Raw genomic sequence first — 19,397 nt, forward strand, 5'->3', positions numbered from 1 at the left:
TGGGTTAACGGCAGCCTGCCTGCTCATTCAGCTGGCAGGCAGGTGTGGTGATGGCGTCAGACCTGCTCAGTCAACAATAACCTTAATAAAAATTATATTGTCCTTTATGTATTGCCTGTTTTGCATGTTATCAAGGGGCATAAAAAGCGGGGAACCGCTGGCAATGTTCATATCGTTCTTGGGCCTTTGGAAAGAGGTGCTCTGCGGATCGCTGTGAAAGGCATCAACCATATGGTTGCCACTCCCCTGATCAAGCAGCATAAGGGTTATCTTTTTCTGGAAAGGCCAGGTCTGCAAAGCATCATATTCACCTTTCATGACAACAAAAAAGAGTGACAAATGGCTACCCTTGCCAAAACCATCCCCGTTCATGTAGATTTTTGCACACATCTTGTAGCCATATTGACCTGAATAGAAAACTGGGCTGTACAAAGCTGTCTTAACACCGTTAATCGCGTCCTGTCGACTTCGCTGGTAGTTATCAATTCTCCACAATAGTTGACCGTTGTAACTGTGAACCAGATTTTGAGGGTTGGAGCGAGACTGACCCGGCGATGAGCTGGACAGTTCAACAAGCTGTGCCCTCAACTGCTCAATTGTACCTTCTTGCTCCCGGTTCTGTACCCTCAACTGCTCAATTGTATTTTGTTGATTCAGGCTCTGTTCCTGAAGCCGGTTCAGTCGCACTGTAATCTCTGTGACACTGACAGAATTGGCCCCATTTATTTCAAGATTGTGCAGTCGCGTTGTAATCTCTTCGAGATTGAAAGAAGAGGTACTAACCTGTGTTGCTGGGGGACTGGAAGAGCTCTCACCTTCTTGCAGCCTCTTTAGGTCATTATGAATTATGGTTAACTGTTTATTTAATGCGTTAATAGCTGCATTTACATACCTGCTGCGGGCCTTTATTTGATCGTGTACCAGGCGATAGAATTTCCCGTCTCCAAGTAGCACTTTTAAAGCTTCTGCAACCTCTTTCAGGGAGTCGGGTAAGTCATCAGGAAAGCTGATGTCAATAAATTCTTTGGGAATCCGGTCATCATCGCCTCCACCGTCTCCATCACCTCCGGACGCCCCTCCGCAGGCACCTCCTTCACTGGCACCACCTCCTGATGTACCTGTGCTGCTCGTGCTTTGTGCACCCTGAGAGTTTGAACTTGTGGGATTTTTTTTTGTTTCGGTTTTTTTCTCTCCTGTGTGTGGTACTTCTCTTGGCGCCCATTGGTTAGGCAACGGGGCTGCCAGCTCGTTTTCAGAATGTAAGCCAGGGGAATAGTAAACGACTACGAACTGGTTGTAGGAGTTCTCTGCGGAGTCAGTTTCAGAGTTTACGCCTTCTGCATCATCGGCTTCATCCGTGATTTCGTCGTAAAGCAAAGCCTGCAAAACCAGCCATAATGCCTTTCCCTGGTTCAGCAGCGCCCAGTCAGACAATCCAGAGTAAGCACTCTCCGGTGCGCTCTCTAGGCTGATCAATGAATGCGGTGATGCAGCCTTCTGAATACCAGACAACGCCCTGGCCCGGGAGAACAATTGTAATGGTGTGTGGCTATCGGACAGAACCGGACCATCCCATGCTGGCAGCAGTGGACAGAATACAGAAAGGAAAAAAACGCAGAACAATAAGGGACACTTTGTCAATATCTGCTGAGTTGTTTTTTCAAACATTGTTCGGAGGGGTAAACTTCCTGATTCAGAAAAGGGGGCTATGCAAACGGACATACGATTACCTCTTTTGCTTCTTGTTGTGGAAGAAATCCCTTAAAGCTGGCGTTTGTTCTTTTAGAAAGCCAGCGGAACAATTTGATTCCAGTGCTTCAAATGAGCCGGAGCTTTTTGTAGAGCTTCTTTTGGGCAAGAACCAAAACAAAGCATATTATAAGATGCTGAGTTTTCAATAAATTAACTCCCGCCTTTAGTGCTCTGGGTTATACCTGCGCCGGAGCATCATCAGTAAGAGGCTAGTGCCTGATTCAGGGTTTTGCTGGCTGAAACGACTTCGTCGACTAACTCATTGATTTCCGCCAGACGACCGTGGTCAAGGTCTCCGGGATGAATACGAAGGGTATAATTATGTTGCTGGGTTTCTGAATGTTCCCACAAGACATACGTCATCGAGGTCGGGGAAAGCAAAAAATAACCACTCAGGCAAGAAATTCAGTTACGCTGGTAAGGTGAGCCTCAAGACGAAACGCCGGGGTTCCGAATGTATGCAAAGCCTTACCCAGCTCAAGAATGAAGTCTCGCTTCTGAGCGTAATCGCCATGTCCCACTGACAGTCACTCCAAAAAAAAAGCACATCCTACAGAGATTCCCGGTCAACAAGTAGATGGAACTGGTTGATTACAGAATGTTGCTTTCCCAGCCACAGATAGACACAGGGCAGTACAAACAGCGTAAACAGGGTGCCAATCAACATGCCACCCACAAGAATAATACCGATGCTGTTACGGGCTTCAGCCCCGGCTCCGGTCACCAGAACCAGTGGGAAATGTCCGAGTACTGTCGCCAGTGTTGTCATCAGTACCGGACGAAGCCGCGTCCGGGCTGACTGACGAATAGCGTCCAGTTTGTTAAACCCTTTCTTCTGTAACGTATCGGCAAACTCGGTAATCAGAATGCCGTTTTTAGCCACCAGGGCAACCAGGGTAATCAGGCCAATCTGGGCATAGATGTTCAGTGTCGTTAGTCCCAGAAAACTGAGCATCAGTGCGCCAGACAGTGCCAGAGGCACAGAACCCGCCAGAACAACCAGTGGTGAGCGGAAGTTGTTGAACTGTACTGCCAGCAACAGGTACACCACCATAAGCGACATCAGCAGTACAGACATCATACTGTTGCCTTCTTTCCGGAGCTGTCTGGATATGCCGGCATAATCAAGGCTGTATCCCTGTGGCAGAATGTTTGTTGCGGCTTTTTCCAGGGTAGCCAGAGCCATATCGTTCGTGATGCCGGGAATGACGCCACCCTGGATACGAAAAGCTTTCTGCTGGTTGAATGAACCAAGCGCCTGAGGACTGACTTCTGGTTCCAGATGGGCAATAGCTCTCAGTGGTATCCTGTCCCCTGCTGCATTCATCAGCGTTACATCCATCAGCTTTTCGGGTTCGGAACGGTCTTTGCCCTCCAGCTGGGTAATCACCCGGTACGCTTTGCCATTGGAATTAAACCGGTTAACGTACTGTTCGGAATTCATCGCCTTGAGCTGACTGTTGACCGATTCCATTGTCATACCAAGATCGGCCATACGGTCGCGATCAAACACCAGACGAGCCTGAAGCAGCTCGATCTTCAGGTCTGTGCTGACAAACATAAACTGACCACTGGCATAGGCTGCTTCGATCAGCTGGCGGGCATATTTAACCATTGTCAGGTAATCGTCGGGTCCCTGTACCACCAGTTCAACGTCGAACTGGCCCGCTGTAGGCAGTGCTGGTGGCAGTACCGGAAAGACTTTCAGGCCACTGATTCCCGAGAGTATCTGGAATAATTGTGGCAACAGCTCCTGAACGCTCTGGCGACGGTCGTCGTAATCAACAAACTCGACACCGCCGAAGCCGTTTGACGGAGTGACCACCTGCCAGATCCCTGTTTTCCCCTCCAGACCTTCCAGCGAGTTAACGACGCTATCCATATAGTGGCTGGTGTACTCTATTGATCCGGTGGCGGGCGCTTCCACAATCATCATAATGCCACCTTCATCTTCAACCGGTGCCAGTTCTTTACTGGAAAACAGGTAGAAAGGCACCATCAGCAGAGAAAGCAGACAGGCGGCTGTTAGTAACTGGGCTTTCCAGCCGAACACCCGACACAGGGCATTGTCGTAGACGGTTCGAAGGTGTTCAAAGTAATCGTTGACTCTGCGGGTCAGTTTTCCTTCCCTGCCTTTTTCCGGGTTAACCCGTGCGCTCATAACAGGGGACAGAGTGATGGCTACCAAACCGGAAATCAGTACAGCGACGGCCAGCGTAAAGGCAAACTCCCTGAAAAGACTGCCCGTCAGCCCCGACACAAAGCCAATGGGCGCATAGACGGCGGCCAGGGTGAGCGTCATGGCAATGATCGGGCTGAGCAATTCTCTGGAGCTTTGCAGTGCGGCATCCAGACGGGATTGCCCCTGTTGCATGTGCCGGGCGACGTTTTCCACCACCACAATAGCGTCGTCAACCACCAGACCCACAGACAGAACAATAGCCAGAATGGTCAGCAGGTTAAGGGTAAAACCTATCATCCAGATAACCGCCACCGCACCGAGAATCGACAGTGGAATGGTGACCAGTGGAACCAGTGCCGTACGCAGGGAGCCCATCATTGCCAATACCACAATGCCTACCAGTACAATGGTTTCCAGCAGGGTGGTGAAAATTCCGGTCAGGGCTGCCCGCATGTATTTGGTGCCGTCGTAACCAATGCTGATGTGCATGCCGTCAGGCAGAGTTGCGTTGATGTTTTCCAGCATGGGGTAGAGTTCATCGCCAATCCGGATTTCATTGGCTCCGGGTTGTGGCCAGACGGCAATGAATACCGATTGTTGCAGATCAGTTCGGGCGGTTTCTGTGCCGGTATCTTCACCCAGCTCGACGCTTGCTACATCTTTCAGGCGGATCACGGCATTCTGGTCTTTTCGTATAACCAGTCTGGCAAAGTCGTCTGTTGTTTTAAATGTGGCGTTACTGAGAAGGTTGATCTGCTGCTGGTCGTTTTCCGTTTTTCCAAGTGCTGCAATCACGTTACTGGCTTCCAGTGCCGACCAGATTTCGCTGGCTGGCATATTGAGAGCAGCCAGTTTGACCGGGTCCAGCCAGATTCGCATGGCCGGGTTTCTCTCTCCGTGCAGGCCAATTCGCTGAACACCACTAATGGTGGCTAATCTGGGCGACACCCGTCGTTGCAGATAGTCAGTGACTTCTGACCGGCTTTTTTTGCCACCATCCACACTAAGATAGAAGGCTGCGCCTGAACGATCCGCCCTTTGCAGGGTGACTGACGGGTCTTCTGCCGCAGCGGGAAACTCGGATTTGATCTGGTTGAGCTGGGTGTTCAGTTCCGTTAGTGCCGCGTTGCTGTCTTCATTAAGCTTCAGCCATACGGTTACCAGACTCTGGCCAGCGGTGGTTTTTGAATCGACATAATCAACGCCGGGAACAGTCATAGCTACCCGTTCTATCGGGTCGGTGATAAACCCCTGTACCACCGCCGCAGGAGAGCCTTCAAATCGGGTGTTGATCACCAACGAGGTGCTTTCTACCTGGGGAAACTGTAGCACGGCAATTTTTTTGGTGGCTATGGCACCAGACAGTAAGAGCACCAGGGCAATCACCAGGGCAATCACTGGACGTTTGACAAAAATATCCATGATGTACCTCAGATTCCGGAAACCGTCTGGCTGTTGTCGTTTTTATCCGGGTAAACCAAAAGCCCTGGCTTGAGTTTAAAAGCACCGTCAGCAGCGAGGATTTCACCCTCCTGCAGCCCTTCTGTAATCATCACACGGTTGTTGTCGTGCGTGTCGACCGTTACCCTACGGCGTTCGGCACGAAAACCACCTGCTTTGTTGTCAGGGTGCAATAGATAGACAAATGCACCTGTCTCATCGTACTGGACTGCTTCCAGAGGAACAGCAATGACAGCCTGTGGCTTCCCGTCAGGCAGTGTCACCAGAACAGAGCTGTTGTGGGCAAAGTGGTTATAAGCATGGCTGTTCTCGGCTGTTGAAAAGCCCGCCCGGTATTTATGGGTGCGGGTACCGGGCGAGACGACCGGGTCTCTTGCAATGACTTCAGCTTTAATACCTGCAAACGGGGAGCCGGCTAACTGAACGACAACAGTCGTTCCGTATTCCAGTAGCGCATAAAACTGTGGAACCGAAAACTCTACCCACGACCATGAACTGTCACCGACAAAACTGGCGATATCTGTATTGGGCTGAAGATAACTGCCCTGCTCCAGCTGATGGATACCCATCACACCATCGAAAGGCGCCTTAAGCGTTTTCTTACTGATGGCAACGTTCAGCACTTCCAGCTCAGACTCAATGACCTGCAACTGAACCGTCGCTTTGTCCAGTTCGGCCTGACTGGCACTGTTGCTTTTACGCAGTTTACTCAGCCGCTGGTATTCCAGCTGTGCCAGTTCAAGCCGGGCCTTGGCTGAATTGATTTTTGCCCTTTCCTCGCTGGTGTCCTGTTGCAACAGAACCTGTCCCTGCCTGACCGGTTCTGAAGGCTTTGCCCTGATGGCAACAATACGACCCGACAACTCATTGCGGAGGGTAAGGTGTCCAGGCTGTACCACCTCTCCCATTACCTGAATGGCTGGTTGATGAGTAACGGCACGAGCCCGGGCCGTCTGCACCGTTTCTGAGTATTCAGGAAGGCTTTCGGCAAAGGCAATGGCGGAACGGATCTCAAGAATTTTATAACCGGCAAGACTGCCGGTCAGAAGGGTACACAGTAGCAGGGTCAGTATCCAGCGACCTGATTTCATGGGATGCCTCTTGTCTCATGACTGGCGATATTTTAGTCGCCAGTTCGCGTTTATTTTTATTGTTGCAATACATTGTGCGAGACATGTCGACCCGGCTGCCACCAGTCCCGTTGTTTAACCGTTTAAAAGTTTAACCGTTTAAAAGTTTAACGGGAGCTGGCTTACACCCTGGATTGTGTTTTCAGACAGCTTTTCAGAAAGAAAAGAAAACACAAATTTGACCGGTCAAACTGTCTGGAATGGCCAGAGAAGTTGAACCGGCATTATTACGCTACTCGTACCATCAGTCGCCCAGGTAACTCTTCTTTTAAATAGTCTGGCTAAAAAAACCAGATAGTCAGGATTATAGAACTTCAAGCCATCTGAAGGTCAAGAGTATTTATCTCTCAGACCGGCAGCCAGTCAAATGATCGATGGAAATCATACCACCGCCCCAGAACAGGTTGATCAGCATCATAAGCCCCCATAACTGGTGATCGAGGAATCCTTTCTCCCATAGCACCGGGTAAGACATTACCGTAATGGTATTGAACACGAACAGTGCCAGTGCTGCTGGTCGGGTGAACAGGCCCAGAGCCAGAAAGACTGGCAGGATCAGCTCAGCAGCAGCGCCTGTGTAAGCGGCGATTTTCCAGGGCAGCAGCGGTACCTGATATTCGTACTGGAACAGGTAAAGTGTGCTGTCCCAGCTATTGTATTTCACCATCCCGGACTTGAAGAAGACCCAGGCGACCCAGATTCGGGTGAATAAAAGAAATAACGGGATCAATGGTCCTGTGATGCGCTGGAAAATAATGTCGGTGATTTTGAGAAGGTTCAATCTGCGTACTCTCCTTCAGGCAAGCCGTGGATTCGGGTGAAAAGGTGTTGTTGAACCAGCTCGCTCAGCTGTGTCAGCATGGAATCATCGGCTTCACCCAGTGGCTGACCCTGCTGGCATAGACGCAGAAGTTCGGTCGCGGAAGGGGTTGTTGCGATCACCTTCATCCCCTGTTGACGGTGCTGGATAATGACCGACTCTGGTCGTGTAATATCCATTGATTCAATCTGGTCGCTGGTGATCATCTGCCATAAGCTGGCGACAGGATGTTCCGAGTCGAAGAAATAGACAGGCTCGGCAACCTCAAGTGCCAGTTGGCTGAAATTATCTTCGGTGATCAGGGCCAACTGCTCAAACGGGAAGTGTGACGCATTGGCAACATGCTGGCTGGCTCTGTCGACCAGCCATTCAAGCCGGGCTAAATCGGCAATATAAGGCACAGCTTCAATCACCGGTGTTTGGCTGGAAATCGTCTCGACAAAATGATCACCGTAATCGGTCACGTTCCCTTCCTTCAAAGGCAGGGTCAGGACATGCTGGCGGGCGAGTTGGGCAAAGCACTCGTCTCCCACCACGGCCTTGCAACAAGGATAGGTAGCTTCCAGCACCTCCGACAGGCTGATAATAAAATTATTGCGATATATCTGTATCCGCTGCTCCGGAGCAAGCCGCCCGGCCGCAACCCTCTTACTGACCGGGCTTGGCCGGTAGTGTAAGGCTTCGGCAAAGTCCTGCTGTAGCTGCTGAAGGTTATCCTGTTGTTGGCATCCCATGGACTCTCTCCTCAATAAGAGTTTCCTCAATAAGAGTTCCCTCAAAAAAAGTCTCCTCAACAAGAATTTGCTGCGCTTTGCTGGCTTCGCCGAGCAGGATGTCGAGTTCGGGAATATCCAGATCCCACTCAATCAAGGTAGGAATACTCCCCAATTGGCTCAAATGCTGGCGAACCCAATGTCGATAGAGCTGCCAGACCGGTTCACTGACTGGACGACTATGGGTATCTATCCAGACCTCCCCCTGTTCTAGTTGCCTGACGGTAAACCCTGCCAGATGGATCTCTTTGACTGAGAGCGGGTCAATGGCATCAAGGTAAACCTGGCAATCAAAATCGTGGTTGAAGCTGCTGACATAGATATTGTTGAGATCGAGCAGCAGTCCGCATCCGGTGCGTTTCTGAACTGCGCTCAGAAACGTCCACTCAGGAATTGTTGAATGGTTAAAACTCAGGTAGCTGGACGGATTTTCGACCAGAAGCTGACGGTTCAGGGTTTCCTGTACCTGGTCAACCTTCAGACAAAAGTGGGTCAGCGCCTCCTCGGTATAGGGCAGGGGCAGCAGGTCGTTAAAGAACTGCCCATTGACTGAACTCCAGCTCAGGTGTTCGGAAACGGCTATAGGATTAATTTCATTCACTAGCCGCCTGAGTTGGGCCAGATGTTGTTTATCCAGCTTGTCGGCAGAGCCAAGTGACATCCCGATCCCGTGGCAGCTGACCGGGTAGAGACTGGCGATATCCCTGAGCTGCTGCCGGGCGACCGAGTGGGGAGTAAAGAAGTTCTCGCTGTGAACTTCCAGCCACCCGATCTCCGGCTGCTCAGAAATAAACTGATGGATGTGGGGTGAGCGAAGCCCTAGCCCTACCATCTTGTGAGGGGATAGCTTGCTCACAGGTAAATGATCAGGTTGTGGGGAAATGACTAAGGATTTTTTGGTTTGGCTGAACCGCCCGCAAGACGATCACACAAGCCTTTTGGAACCATAATGAAAGCATCTCCCTGGCCATCGGTTTTCGATGTACCGGAGCAGGAGCTGGTTTTGGTGGCGCAGTCATTCATGCCTGCTTTTGCCACTCCATAGCATTTTTCTTTTTTATCTGATTTGTCTGCGGCTGACGCGGTCGTTACGGCGGTACCGGCTAGCGCGACCAGGCTGGTTATAGCAGCGGCCAGGGCAATGTTGGTGGCCTTTTTCATGCTCATCCCTCCTACGAAACTGTAGAGAATTTTCAGGCAGGTGGACTATGAAAGACAGAAACTACAGTAAAGACTGCTATGGGCAGGATGTCCATGTTCAGTTTTCTCCTGAGCCGGGCATAAGTATTACACCCAGTACGGAGCTTTAGCTTCTGGACCAGGCGCGAATCTGCCTGATCTCTTCTTTATCGATACTCAGGGACTCAAGAAATTCCTGATGAGCTTCCGGCTCCATTTTTTCAAACTGCTTATGCCAGTTCTTCATAGCTTCTTCATCAAAACCTGCCGCTTTCATGATGTCGGTCCAGCGCTCTTTATTAACCATTTGTTGCTCCAGTAAAGTAGGTTGTTCCAGTAACAGCACAATCGCTTTTTGCTGCTGACGCAGTTTTTGAATCTCCTGTTCAAGAGAAGCAAACTGATTTCGCAAAATGCGCTCCTGCTCTATGTCTTCATCACGATCGAGAATCGATGCTATCTCCCGGATTGGCACACCATAGGAGCGATAAGCCAGAATCGTTTCCAGTTTTTTAAGTTCATTGTCTCCATACCAGCGATAGCCATTCTGCGACCGGGAATGGGGCAACAACAGCCCTTCACGCTCGTAGTAAAGAATGGTGGTTCTGGATAGATGATACTTTCTGGCCAACTGGGTAACAGTAAGCATACGACTTCCTTCGTGGACACAGGTGGCTATTGTCAGCCCTGCACTGGTAGACGGGTCAACAGACGATAACAGGTGGCAGGTCTTTTTCCATAAAGCGTTTATCTTCGGGAACTTCTGGAACGGGACAAAGAGCCAAAAGCACGCCTGGTACTTCCTGACGTACCTTCGCCCGACGCTACATCTATAAAGTCAGATTTAAATAAGCAGGCATTCGTATAGTTCATCCCCCTCTCAACTTCTGAAAGGGTATTAAAAAAATATGACAACAAACCCGTATCGAGCCTGCATTCACCGAACTCATGAACGAAAAGCCGCACCTCTCCCTGCTCTTTCCTTACACCAATAGCACCCGTTGATATCGATAGGGGACTTAGTCTGAGTATAATCCCTATAAAATCTGAGCTTCTGTTGATCAGTTTCTCAATATCTTTGATGGGTACAATCTGAACTTGCTTCGGTAAGCGAAGCTGAAAGCCCAGCCCATATCGGGTACATACCTCGCTGATAACAGCACATACCAGATTGACATCATAGGTAGCGCTTTTCGTTGAATAAGTATCCAGACCATAGTGTGCGTTGATACGTCCGGCAAAATCCTGGTCAATCTCATAGGCTTTTTTTACGACACTTCTTGAAGACAGTGCAGCCCAGGTTGAGTCGTCATCCTGATAGAGCTGGCTGTGTTTCAACCACAGAAGCACTATCCCAACGCCTATGTGCTTATAGATCTGCCTTAAATTCGGTATATGCAGAGGATCATCACCTGGAGCATTAGGACGATTTGCGAGCATGTTTTGCTCAATCCTGTGCTTCATGGCCTCATGTTTGCGCTTGTTGTCTGCCACTTCCACTCCGTGAAGCCTGATACTCTCGGCGTAGTTGTACAGCCTGAGTCTTTTGTATCCTATTTTAAGTAGATCTTCTTTGTTCATCAGGGATTTTTCCTGTTGGTCAGCGAACACGAAGCTGGCGTAGAGTGGTCCTGATGGTAGATGGAAATCATCGAAATATTCAGCTTTACAGCTGTTTATATAGAGAGCTGACTCACTTCAACAGACAATTCCTTTCAACAGGCTATTTCTTTCAAAAGGCAATGACACCCTGACCATGAAAATGGAGAACTGCTGTTTGTTGATGAGTCAGCAACCAGGTGGTAAGTGAAATAAATATACGAATTTACATTCATTATTGTCTCTTCAGGCCATTGGCTCAGGCCAGACAAAATCAGGACGTAAGCCTTCATAGACAGGACGACCGTCTTTGGGAGTCTCTGCGCCGGTGGCAGGGTCAAAAAAAGCATGGTAAGTCGCAGGCATCTGTTCAGCGTTGTACCCCATAAGATTAGGAACAATAGCACGAATGCGGCCCAGCTTATCGTTCAGCATAATAGGGGTTCCACAGGTGGAGCAGGTACAGAGTTCCAGAGGGCCGTCCGGATTGTTCTTATTAAAGGGTTGCCGATTTAAGTGATCGAGGTTGTCTGAAACAATATCGCCGTGTTTAAAGAAAACAACGTGAGTGGTGTCCTGTCCGGTGACCTGTTTGCATACCGAGCAATGACAAATGTGATTGTCAATCGGTTCAGCGTTAGCGTGGGTGTGAATGTGATTACAGCCACCAGAATATTTAGCCATATCCCTCTCTCCTGACTACTGAGTTGACAGTCGCCCGATGAGTATAGGTTATATTCAAAGAGCTCATGCCTGTCTCTGATTGTGTTAGCCAATCTTCACACTGCTGTTTCTGTCAGTTCTCAGCCTTACGCTGGCAGCCCTGATTCAGACAACTATATTTGATGCTGGTTCACGAAGGTTTAGTACCTTTGACGGAACTTTGAGGTCAGTTCTTTATCCAATGCCATGCTGGTTTCAGCTCAGTCAGCGGCTGGGACTTTTTTAAATGACCTCTGCGAAAAGAATGTTGAACAATAAAACAGGACAACATCGATGACCCTTGTGCAAATTATCATGGGTTCCCGTTCAGACTGGCCCACAATGCAAAAGGCCGCTGAACTGTTAGATCAGCTTCAGGTTCCCTGGACCGCCAGGGTGGTGTCTGCACATCGTACCCCTGACCGACTATCCAGCTTTGCCAGACAAGCTGCGGATAAAGGTTGCAAAGTCATTATTGCCGGTGCTGGTGGTGCTGCCCATCTCCCCGGTATGGTGGCTGCCATGACACATCTGCCGGTGATTGGTGTGCCGGTCAGAAGCAAGGCCCTGAATGGTCTTGATAGCCTGCTCTCCATTGTTCAGATGCCCAAAGGCGTTGCTGTAGCGACTCAGGCCATTGGTGAAGCCGGTGCAGCCAATGCCGGCCTGATGGCAGCCCAGATTCTTGCCACCTCGGATGAAAGTCTTGCCCGGCGGCTTATTGAGTGGCGTCGACAGCAGACAGAGCAGGTACCGGAGGATGTCGAGTAATGAAGGTTGGAATCTTAGGTTGTGGGCAGCTTTCAAGAATGCTGGCACTGGCAGGCTGGCCTATGGGCTTCCGGTTCAGTTTTCTCGCCGATCCGGACGAGCCGGTTCGCTGTGTAGAGGGGCTTGGGCCTGTTGTCCGGCAGGATGGTTTGATGACTGCCCGCGATGTATATGTGGCGATGGGTAGCCCGGATGTTATTACGGTTGAACGGGAGTCAGTCTGCGTACCGCTGTTAAGACAGTTGAAGACGTTTTGCCCTGTTTACCCGGATCCGGAAATTGTCTGGGCGATACAGAACCGACACCGGGAAAAAACGCTGGTGGCTGATCTTGGCATTCCTTTGTCGCCGTGGGAAGTATTCCGGGAGCATGAACCTGTTCAGGAGGCTATTGCCAGAATTGGCGGATTTCCTGTGGTTATTAAATCCACAGAAGATGGTTACGACGGGCATAATCAGTGGGTTATCGACAACAGTGAACAGTTGGAAGCGTTCGAAAAAGAGCGTGAAACCCTTCTTCAGAAACCAGCCTCTAAAGGCATCCATGAATGGATTGTCGAAAAGAAAATAGTGTTTGATCGTGAGATTTCAGTGATTGGTGCGCGTACGTCTAATGGGAATATCGTGATGTATACGTCGGGTGAAAATCATCACAACAAAGGCATTCTTGTCCATTCAGTGATTCCGGCTCCGGACCTGTCTGAACTACTACATAATAAAGCCCGGGATTATATCAGTCGTTTGTTGCAGGAGACCGGTTATGTAGGCGTGCTGGCAGTAGAGTGTTTTGTTGCAGGTAATGAATTGCTGGTTAACGAGCTGGCACCACGGGTACATAACAGTGGTCACTGGACGATGGATGGCGCTGCCACGAGCCAGTTTGAAAACCATCTTAGGGCAATTGCCAGCTTACCGCTGGGCAGTACTGCTCATCAGGGCGGAGTGGTTGGTATGTATAACCTGCTGGGGCAGAAGCATTCAGACGACAGCCGGGTACCTGATCAGTTCATTGCACAGGGAACCTATCTTCACTGGTACAACAAAATTTCAAGACCAGGGCGCAAGCTGGGACACCTGAATATTCTTGCTGAGAATGAGGAAGAACTGGGCGGCTCTTTTGAGTCTCTGAAAAGTCAGTGGACGTAACCTTGCTCGGAAAACAGGTATTTCGTGAACAGTAGCGGTTCAGATATTATCCCGAACTTTTTGCGAGCCTGTATGCACATTCTTCGAACCAGCCAGCATCCGGATATTAATGACCTGACCGGCGCAATACTGCACAGAAAAGCTGCCCGGGGCATTATTCTGGATGGCAGCAATATTCTGCTGATGTATACCGAAAGGTATCACGATTACAGTTTGCCCGGCGGTGGAATTGATGAAGGTGAGGCGCTCGAAGAAGGACTGGTTCGGGAACTGGAAGAAGAAACCGGCGCCCGAAATATCCGGGATATTGAGCCTCTGGGTATCTACGAAGAGTATCGTCCGTGGCATAAGCCGGAACACGCTGTTATGCACATGTTGTCGTATTGCTATTTCTGCACCATTGATACCGAATTGGGCGAACCCCGGTTTGAAGACTATGAAATAGCCAATGGAATGCAGGTGGTGTGGATCAATATCCACGAGGCCATAGAACACAATAAAGCCATTATTGCGAACAGCGACAAAAAAGGTCTGTCGGTTGAACGGGAAACCTGGCTGCTGGAGAAGGTTGCTGATATACGAAGATTGTAGTCAGAAAAAAATCTGTAATTCATGAGTTGTAACAAAATCCGTTATTTCCAATAAAAATGCTGGAATGCTTCTAATAACTTTGCTGTGAAAGTTTTCTGTAAATAGCGAAATGATTATAGGTTGCCTGACTAATACCAATCAAAGTTATTAGCTTCGTCATGAGCATGATTTTTCACCCCGTTAGGCAATACCCTAAAGGGGATAAAGGCGGCGTGAGGAATCATGGCCATTGCTATGGCGACGATTGCCAACGCAGAATAACGGGCTGAAAAGTCAGCGCAATAGAATAGCTAATCACTGCGATTGGTATAATCACTGGTCGTATGATGATTCTGCTCAGGTCATTAAGCATACGCTTCCTTACAATTTGTAAATTTCATAATTTCACACGATTGATCAATATCAAGGTATAAGTCGCAATATTCTTACATTCTACAGCGCACAATTTGTACTGAAGAAACAACTAGTTATGTCACGTAAGCATTTTTTCTGAAAATGGATTACGTGACATAACTGTGACTGACAACCACTCCCTCAGGTGAATCGCTGTTTTATGAAGCATGCTACGTCTTTGCATTTTGCGCACAATCCCCTTTCCCGCGCACTGAAAGCCTGTCTGCCCATCGGTATGGGCATTATGTTGACCACCAGTGGGCTGGCTTCAGCAAACGCTGAAGTGCCGGCAGAACAGCAACTGGATGGCAGCATTATGCTGACCAGCTGGGAATATAACGGCGACAAAGCGGGAGCAGTCGCTGCGGCACAGGTATCCGGTTTGTACGCTGTAGCCGGTGAAGCGGATAACTCTATTGAAATCCGCAATATCGCCGAGCAGCTGAAATCTGCCATCAGCCATGATGAACTTCTGAAAGTACTGCCGGAAGCTGACCTTGATAAAGGCATTTGCGGTATGACCTTTACCCCATCGGGTCGTTTCCTGTTCTTTGCGGTGTGTGGCAAAGGCAAAGCAGACGACGCAGTGATGGCATTCAACACCAACACGAAAGAGTTGTCTGTATTTGACCGTGTCAGCCTGTCTGACGGTGATGCAGGCATTGGCATGACCTATTTCAAGGATCAGCTGTTTGTTGGCAGTGATAAAGGCATTTATGTTTACGAAGCAGGTCGTAACACGGTCTATGAAGGCGGAGCCAGAGGTCGTACAAGACAGATTTCGTCCAGAACACCGGTAACCGGCATGACCATGGACCTGATGGAAGGTCAGCTGTACGCGACGACGGAAGATGGCATGTACCGTCTTGACGGTCGTAACCTGAAACAGGTAGCTAAAGCTGAAAACCTTCAGTCCGTTACCATGGGGCGTGTGTACGGAGGCGAAGACAACAGCGGTCTTTATCTGCTGCAGAATGATGGTGAAGAAGCTCGTATTCTGACTGTTTCACTGGAAGAACTTCGCAAAGGCAAAAGTGTTGAACTGTCTGTTTACACCGACAAGGTGAGTGCTGAACTGCAGGACATTGCTGCGACCGCTGATGGTCGTATGCTGCTGGCGCAGGAACAGGTGCAGGTCATGTTCGACAGCAGCGACAGCCGCCTCAGCTATGAAGAGTGGTTGCACGACGAACTGGATGAATACCTGAAAGCCATCAAAAGCCTGATTGTTGACGGTGATATTGAAGGTACTAACAATCTGGCAGGTGGACACTCCGGTCAGATCACCCGAATGCTGCTGCGCGATAGCGCCAATGGTACGCCGATTGCTGACAACGTAGGTTGGGCAATGTACCTGCTGATGGCTATTGACCAGGTCAAGAACGATCCGGATATCGAAATCCTGCTGGAGCGAATCATTGAGACCCATGCTGGTTTGTCCGAGCATTTGTACGGCGGTACTCGTACAGTAGATGGCCACTTTGTGCGTGTTTACAACCGTGACGGCCTGCCTAACCCGGGCGTTAACGGCCGTGGCTATCTGAGTTCTCAGCCACAGGTGTATGTCAGCATGAAGTATCTGCCAGCCGCCTATAAGGCTGCTGAGCTGTATCCTGACAACGAGAAATTCAAGGTTTACGCTGAATACCTGCGTCAGCTGGTGAAGCGCTCCAGTGATACCATTCGTGCCGAACAGCGAATCACCTGGACACTGGACGACCATGGTCCACTGGATATTAACAACCTGATGGCCAACGAGACCTGGATCTTCGGTGATATCGGTGCCGCGCAGGACCCTTATGTGTCCACTGACTATGAAGCCTATTCTTATCACCGCGACAGCTTCCGTACTGATGACTGGCTGAAAGGTGAGCCAACCATTATGGCTTCCCATGCGGCGTTTATTGTGAATGGTGCGACCCTGATCCTGAACCACCACTTCGACGGCGAAGGCTGGCTGGAACAGAACCACAACTATTACGCCACCACCATGGCGGCCACTGATGAAATGGGTGCGCCATACTTTGGTGGTTTCTCTGCCGGTAGTCACCCATCCTGTCGTGGTGGCAACAAGAACAAGCTGCCTGCCTGCGGTTACTACAATGACGGCCCTTCCGACCGTCCAAACCAGTTCCTGCACTTCCCGGCAGTACTGGGCTTCGGCCAACACGGATTCTCTGCATCCAGCGTGGGTGGCTACATGGCTTACCGCGACGGTCGTCGTCAGGAAATGTATAACGCTGCCGGTGGTGACCCCATTAACATGCTGAGTCGCTGGTCCATGGACTTCCCTGAATACGGTGCAGACGGCATCGGTATTGCAGACTTCTGGTTTGGTGGCATTGGCCTGGTTGAAACCATCAAGCCGGGAACGGTTGAGAAATTCCGTGGTGACTTCTACCGTCCTTACGTGAAAGAGGAAGACGGTCAGCTGATCTACTCCAACATGACCCCTCGTCGTGTAGTAGGTATTGATGCCGACGGTACCCGGACTGACTACGGCTTCCAGATGGCACCGTACACCCTGCCACAGACCCATGCCGAGTACGACGTGATTGACCCGGAAGGTGACTGGATTGAGCTGGAAGACCTTGTTGCCCAGCTTGACGGAAAGCCTATGCGCTTCACCAACCCGCATTTTGCCCGTGACCTGGATAACTGGACGGTACTGGGTAACGGTAATGCAGAAGTCATTGATGGCATTGGTTCCAAAGCGGTAGCCCTGACCGCTAATGGCGAGACCGCCATCAGCCAGCCGTTGGAACTGGCAATGGACCTGGACGACACACGCTTTGTTGTACGTGCCATGGGTCAGACCCTGAATGCAGATAACGGTGAAGGCTACCTGCGTCTGCGCTGGTCTGAGGATGATGACCTGGCGAATGTTGTGGGTGAGACAGAAATCAGTGACAAGCTGAATGCTGATAACCAGCAACAGTCGTTTATGATCAAGACCCATAAACCTCGTGGTGCCAACTACCTGCACATTGAGTATGTAGCGACAGGCGACAGCGACCAGTTTGCCTTTGAAAACATTGCTGTTATGCGTCGCGGTGCCGATGCCGGTCTGGAAAACGGTGATTTCTCAGAAGGCGATCAGCACTGGACGGTTCGCGGTGGTGCAAAAGTCGAGCGCAACAGAAAGATGGCAACGGCTGGTGACCGTGTACTGAAGTTCTCCCGTCGTGCAGGACAGCAGGGCTGGCAGAACGTAACCCGCGATATCGACATTTCACAGGACCCGCTGGGTACCCGTTACCTGTTCCGTTTCGATGCGAACACTGTGGGTGAAGACTTTAAATTTGAAGTGGTTGCAGAGGCTTTCGACCGTAATGGTCAGCGCATGGTAGAACGTCGTGACATTGGTGACATTCTGCCAGGGCATGAAGGGGAGTACACCTTTACCCTGCGTAAGCGTCCGGACTACGACTATCTGACCCTGACCTTCCGTATGCGTCGCAACGACCGCAACAGCAAAGGCACCGCCGAAGTGTATGTGGATAACTTCCGCATGGATCTTGAGCGGGTGTTTGATGAAGCGGACTGTATTGAAGGCAGTGCGACAGCCTGTATGCCAACTCGTCTGGATCTGTCCAGCCGATAAAAGCATGTGCTGATGAATAAGGGAGAGCCGGGGCTCTCCCTTATTCGTATTTCAGGCCAGTTTTACCAGCATCTTTCCGGTATTCTTGCCAGTAAACAGTCCCATAAAGGCCTCTGGCGCTAACTCAATGCCTTCATAAACGGTTTCCCTGTAGCGAACCTTTTCTTCAAGAATCCATTGACTCATTTGTTGGACAAACGCAGGGTATTCATCCCAGTGTTCAAAGACGATAAAGCCCTGAATCTTTAGTTTCTTTATAATGATCATTGCCAGATTGGTTGGTCCAGGCACCGGTTCTTCGGCATTGTACTGATCAATCATCCCACACACTGCAATACGTCCGTGGTCATTTATAACGTTGAGAGCGGCTTCCAGATGTGCGCCACCAACATTTTCAAAATAAACATCAATTCCATTCGGACAGGCAGCTGCAAGATCAGCAGACAGGTCTTTACTGGTTTTGTAGTTAATGGCTGCGTCAACTCCCAGTTCACTGGTGAGGTACTCTGCCTTGGCATCTGAACCCACGCTACCAACTACATAACAACCTTTCAGTTTGGCAATCTGGCAGACGATCGAGCCCACAGCGCCTGAAGCAGCTGAAACAAATACGTTGTCGTTTTGTTTCAGCTCACCGATTTTCAGCAGGCCGGTGTAAGCAGTCATACCCGGCATGCCCAGAACACCAAGAAATGCCTGATCAGGAACCGGGGACTCCGGCAGAGGCTGAAGGTCTTCACCGTTGCTGATGTAATATTCCCGCCAGCCACTCATATGAGCGACTTTCTGACCAACTGCAAAAGCCGGATTGTCGGACTCGATCACTTCACCAATTGCACCGCCCTCCAGTACGGCACCCAGTGCAAAGGGGGGTATATAACTTTTGCGGTCAATCATTCGACCACGCATGTAGGGATCAACCGACATCCACAGGTTTCTGATCAGCACCTCGCCTTTTTTCACCCCGGCAAGAGGTGTTGACACCAGCTTGAAGTCTTCAGCGACAGGCATGCCTGACGGACGGCGTTGTAAATGAATTTCCCGATTATTTTTAATAGTCATAACGGCCATTCCACTCTGGTTTTTCTGATGTGGGTTGTTCTGATGTGGGTTGTTCAGCTGTGGTTGTTCAGATAGAAACTTACTCTCTTAGGTCGTGTGCTTCAAATACATTTCATATCTGGCACAAACTTTTCAGATCAGTAAAGGTTTCGCAGGCCGGTAAAATAAAGACCGGAGTGAAGCTGACTGGCTTCACTCCGGTCTGGTGGGCTACATCGCTGATATAAACGACA

17 protein-coding genes are annotated in these 19,397 nt (G+C 49.9%); 5 read left to right on the top strand and 12 right to left on the bottom strand.

The window, feature by feature from the left end; translation table 11 throughout:
- Positions 1 to 66: 66 nt before the first annotated feature.
- Complete coding sequence (locus V5J35_RS12975) at positions 67 to 1,512, bottom strand: MATH domain-containing protein (RefSeq protein WP_354007538.1); 1,446 nt, start codon at positions 1,510 to 1,512, stop codon at positions 67 to 69.
- A 62-nt stretch (positions 1,513 to 1,574) separates the two neighbouring features.
- Here V5J35_RS12975 and V5J35_RS12980 point away from each other — a divergent pair, with 62 nt between their 5' ends.
- Positions 1,575 to 1,901 (top strand): hypothetical protein, encoded by a 327-nt coding sequence (locus V5J35_RS12980; protein WP_354007539.1) that lies wholly within the window; start codon positions 1,575 to 1,577, stop codon positions 1,899 to 1,901.
- A gap of 49 nt (positions 1,902 to 1,950) precedes the next feature.
- On the opposite strand, the gene V5J35_RS12985 is transcribed toward V5J35_RS12980, so the two are convergent.
- From V5J35_RS12985 to V5J35_RS13030, 10 genes are all read right to left on the bottom strand, one after another.
- Complete coding sequence (locus tag V5J35_RS12985; protein WP_354007540.1) at positions 1,951 to 2,133, bottom strand: hypothetical protein; 183 nt, start codon at positions 2,131 to 2,133, stop codon at positions 1,951 to 1,953.
- Between the two features lie 169 nt (positions 2,134 to 2,302).
- Positions 2,303 to 5,356 carry an efflux RND transporter permease subunit gene (locus tag V5J35_RS12990; protein WP_354016401.1) on the bottom strand — a complete coding sequence of 1,018 codons (3,054 nt, stop codon included), beginning with the start codon at positions 5,354 to 5,356 and terminating at the stop codon, positions 2,303 to 2,305.
- An 8-nt stretch (positions 5,357 to 5,364) separates the two neighbouring features.
- Entirely contained in the window at positions 5,365 to 6,486 is a 1,122-nt protein-coding gene (locus tag V5J35_RS12995; RefSeq protein WP_354007543.1) for an efflux RND transporter periplasmic adaptor subunit, read from the bottom strand.
- 379 nt (positions 6,487 to 6,865) lie between these two features.
- A complete protein-coding gene (locus V5J35_RS13000; protein ID WP_354007544.1) occupies positions 6,866 to 7,306 on the bottom strand; it encodes a DoxX family protein in 441 nt (146 codons plus the stop codon).
- Entirely contained in the window at positions 7,303 to 8,079 is a 777-nt protein-coding gene (locus V5J35_RS13005; protein ID WP_354007545.1) for a DNA-binding domain-containing protein, read from the bottom strand. The genes V5J35_RS13000 and V5J35_RS13005 overlap by 4 nt, the downstream gene beginning before the upstream one ends.
- Positions 8,057 to 8,974, bottom strand: coding sequence for an MNIO family bufferin maturase (bufB, locus tag V5J35_RS13010; RefSeq protein WP_354007546.1), 918 nt, complete (start codon positions 8,972 to 8,974; stop codon positions 8,057 to 8,059). Before bufB ends, V5J35_RS13005 begins: the two co-directional genes overlap by 23 nt.
- Positions 8,975 to 9,003: 29 nt before the next feature.
- Positions 9,004 to 9,279, bottom strand: coding sequence for a BufA1 family periplasmic bufferin-type metallophore (locus tag V5J35_RS13015; RefSeq protein ID WP_354007547.1), 276 nt, complete (start codon positions 9,277 to 9,279; stop codon positions 9,004 to 9,006).
- Positions 9,280 to 9,424: 145 nt separating this feature from the next.
- On the bottom strand, positions 9,425 to 9,946 hold the full coding sequence (locus V5J35_RS13020; protein ID WP_354007548.1) for a MerR family transcriptional regulator: 522 nt from the start codon (positions 9,944 to 9,946) through the stop codon (positions 9,425 to 9,427).
- A gap of 98 nt (positions 9,947 to 10,044) precedes the next feature.
- Positions 10,045 to 10,878: a hypothetical protein gene (locus V5J35_RS13025; protein WP_354007549.1), complete on the bottom strand. Its 834-nt coding sequence runs from the start codon at positions 10,876 to 10,878 to the stop codon at positions 10,045 to 10,047.
- A gap of 264 nt (positions 10,879 to 11,142) precedes the next feature.
- Positions 11,143 to 11,580 carry a GFA family protein gene (locus V5J35_RS13030; protein WP_354007550.1) on the bottom strand — a complete coding sequence of 146 codons (438 nt, stop codon included), beginning with the start codon at positions 11,578 to 11,580 and terminating at the stop codon, positions 11,143 to 11,145.
- A gap of 312 nt (positions 11,581 to 11,892) precedes the next feature.
- Between V5J35_RS13030 and purE the strand changes: the two genes are divergently transcribed.
- The 4 genes from purE to V5J35_RS13050 all read left to right on the top strand — a co-directional run bounded on the left by purE (position 11,893) and on the right by V5J35_RS13050 (position 18,102).
- Positions 11,893 to 12,369, top strand: a complete 477-nt coding sequence (purE, locus tag V5J35_RS13035) for a 5-(carboxyamino)imidazole ribonucleotide mutase (protein ID WP_354007551.1) — start codon at positions 11,893 to 11,895, stop codon at positions 12,367 to 12,369.
- Positions 12,369 to 13,514, top strand: coding sequence for a 5-(carboxyamino)imidazole ribonucleotide synthase (locus V5J35_RS13040; RefSeq protein WP_354007552.1), 1,146 nt, complete (start codon positions 12,369 to 12,371; stop codon positions 13,512 to 13,514). The genes purE and V5J35_RS13040 overlap by 1 nt, the downstream gene beginning before the upstream one ends.
- A gap of 24 nt (positions 13,515 to 13,538) precedes the next feature.
- Entirely contained in the window at positions 13,539 to 14,105 is a 567-nt protein-coding gene (locus V5J35_RS13045; RefSeq protein ID WP_354007553.1) for an NUDIX hydrolase, read from the top strand.
- 553 nt (positions 14,106 to 14,658) lie between these two features.
- Positions 14,659 to 18,102 (top strand): hypothetical protein, encoded by a 3,444-nt coding sequence (locus tag V5J35_RS13050; protein WP_354007554.1) that lies wholly within the window; start codon positions 14,659 to 14,661, stop codon positions 18,100 to 18,102.
- A gap of 51 nt (positions 18,103 to 18,153) precedes the next feature.
- Here the strand turns inward: V5J35_RS13050 and V5J35_RS13055 are convergent, their stop codons facing one another.
- Complete coding sequence (locus V5J35_RS13055) at positions 18,154 to 19,164, bottom strand: NADP-dependent oxidoreductase (protein ID WP_354007555.1); 1,011 nt, start codon at positions 19,162 to 19,164, stop codon at positions 18,154 to 18,156.
- Positions 19,165 to 19,397: the final 233 nt, after the last annotated feature.

The sequence above is a fragment of the Endozoicomonas sp. NE40 genome, assembly GCF_040549045.1.
GTDB classification, from domain to species: Bacteria; Pseudomonadota; Gammaproteobacteria; order Pseudomonadales; family Endozoicomonadaceae; genus Endozoicomonas_A; species Endozoicomonas_A lisbonensis.

Excerpts from the sequence above, each read along its gene's own strand:
- V5J35_RS13030 (WP_354007550.1), bottom strand. The coding sequence starts at position 11,580 with ATGGCTAAATATTCTGGTGGCTGTAATCACATTCACACCCACGCTAAC.
- purE (WP_354007551.1), top strand. The coding sequence starts at position 11,893 with ATGACCCTTGTGCAAATTATCATGGGTTCCCGTTCAGACTGGCCCACA.
- V5J35_RS13050 (WP_354007554.1), top strand. The coding sequence starts at position 14,659 with ATGAAGCATGCTACGTCTTTGCATTTTGCGCACAATCCCCTTTCCCGC.
- V5J35_RS13015 (WP_354007547.1), bottom strand. The coding sequence starts at position 9,279 with ATGAAAAAGGCCACCAACATTGCCCTGGCCGCTGCTATAACCAGCCTG.
- V5J35_RS13055 (WP_354007555.1), bottom strand. The coding sequence starts at position 19,164 with ATGACTATTAAAAATAATCGGGAAATTCATTTACAACGCCGTCCGTCA.
- V5J35_RS12995 (WP_354007543.1), bottom strand. The coding sequence starts at position 6,486 with ATGAAATCAGGTCGCTGGATACTGACCCTGCTACTGTGTACCCTTCTG.
- V5J35_RS13020 (WP_354007548.1), bottom strand. The coding sequence starts at position 9,946 with ATGCTTACTGTTACCCAGTTGGCCAGAAAGTATCATCTATCCAGAACC.
- V5J35_RS13005 (WP_354007545.1), bottom strand. The coding sequence starts at position 8,079 with ATGGGATGCCAACAACAGGATAACCTTCAGCAGCTACAGCAGGACTTT.
- V5J35_RS12980 (WP_354007539.1), top strand. The coding sequence starts at position 1,575 with ATGCTGGCAGCAGTGGACAGAATACAGAAAGGAAAAAAACGCAGAACA.
- V5J35_RS12990 (WP_354016401.1), bottom strand. The coding sequence starts at position 5,356 with ATGGATATTTTTGTCAAACGTCCAGTGATTGCCCTGGTGATTGCCCTG.
- V5J35_RS13040 (WP_354007552.1), top strand. The coding sequence starts at position 12,369 with ATGAAGGTTGGAATCTTAGGTTGTGGGCAGCTTTCAAGAATGCTGGCA.
- V5J35_RS13025 (WP_354007549.1), bottom strand. The coding sequence starts at position 10,878 with ATGAACAAAGAAGATCTACTTAAAATAGGATACAAAAGACTCAGGCTG.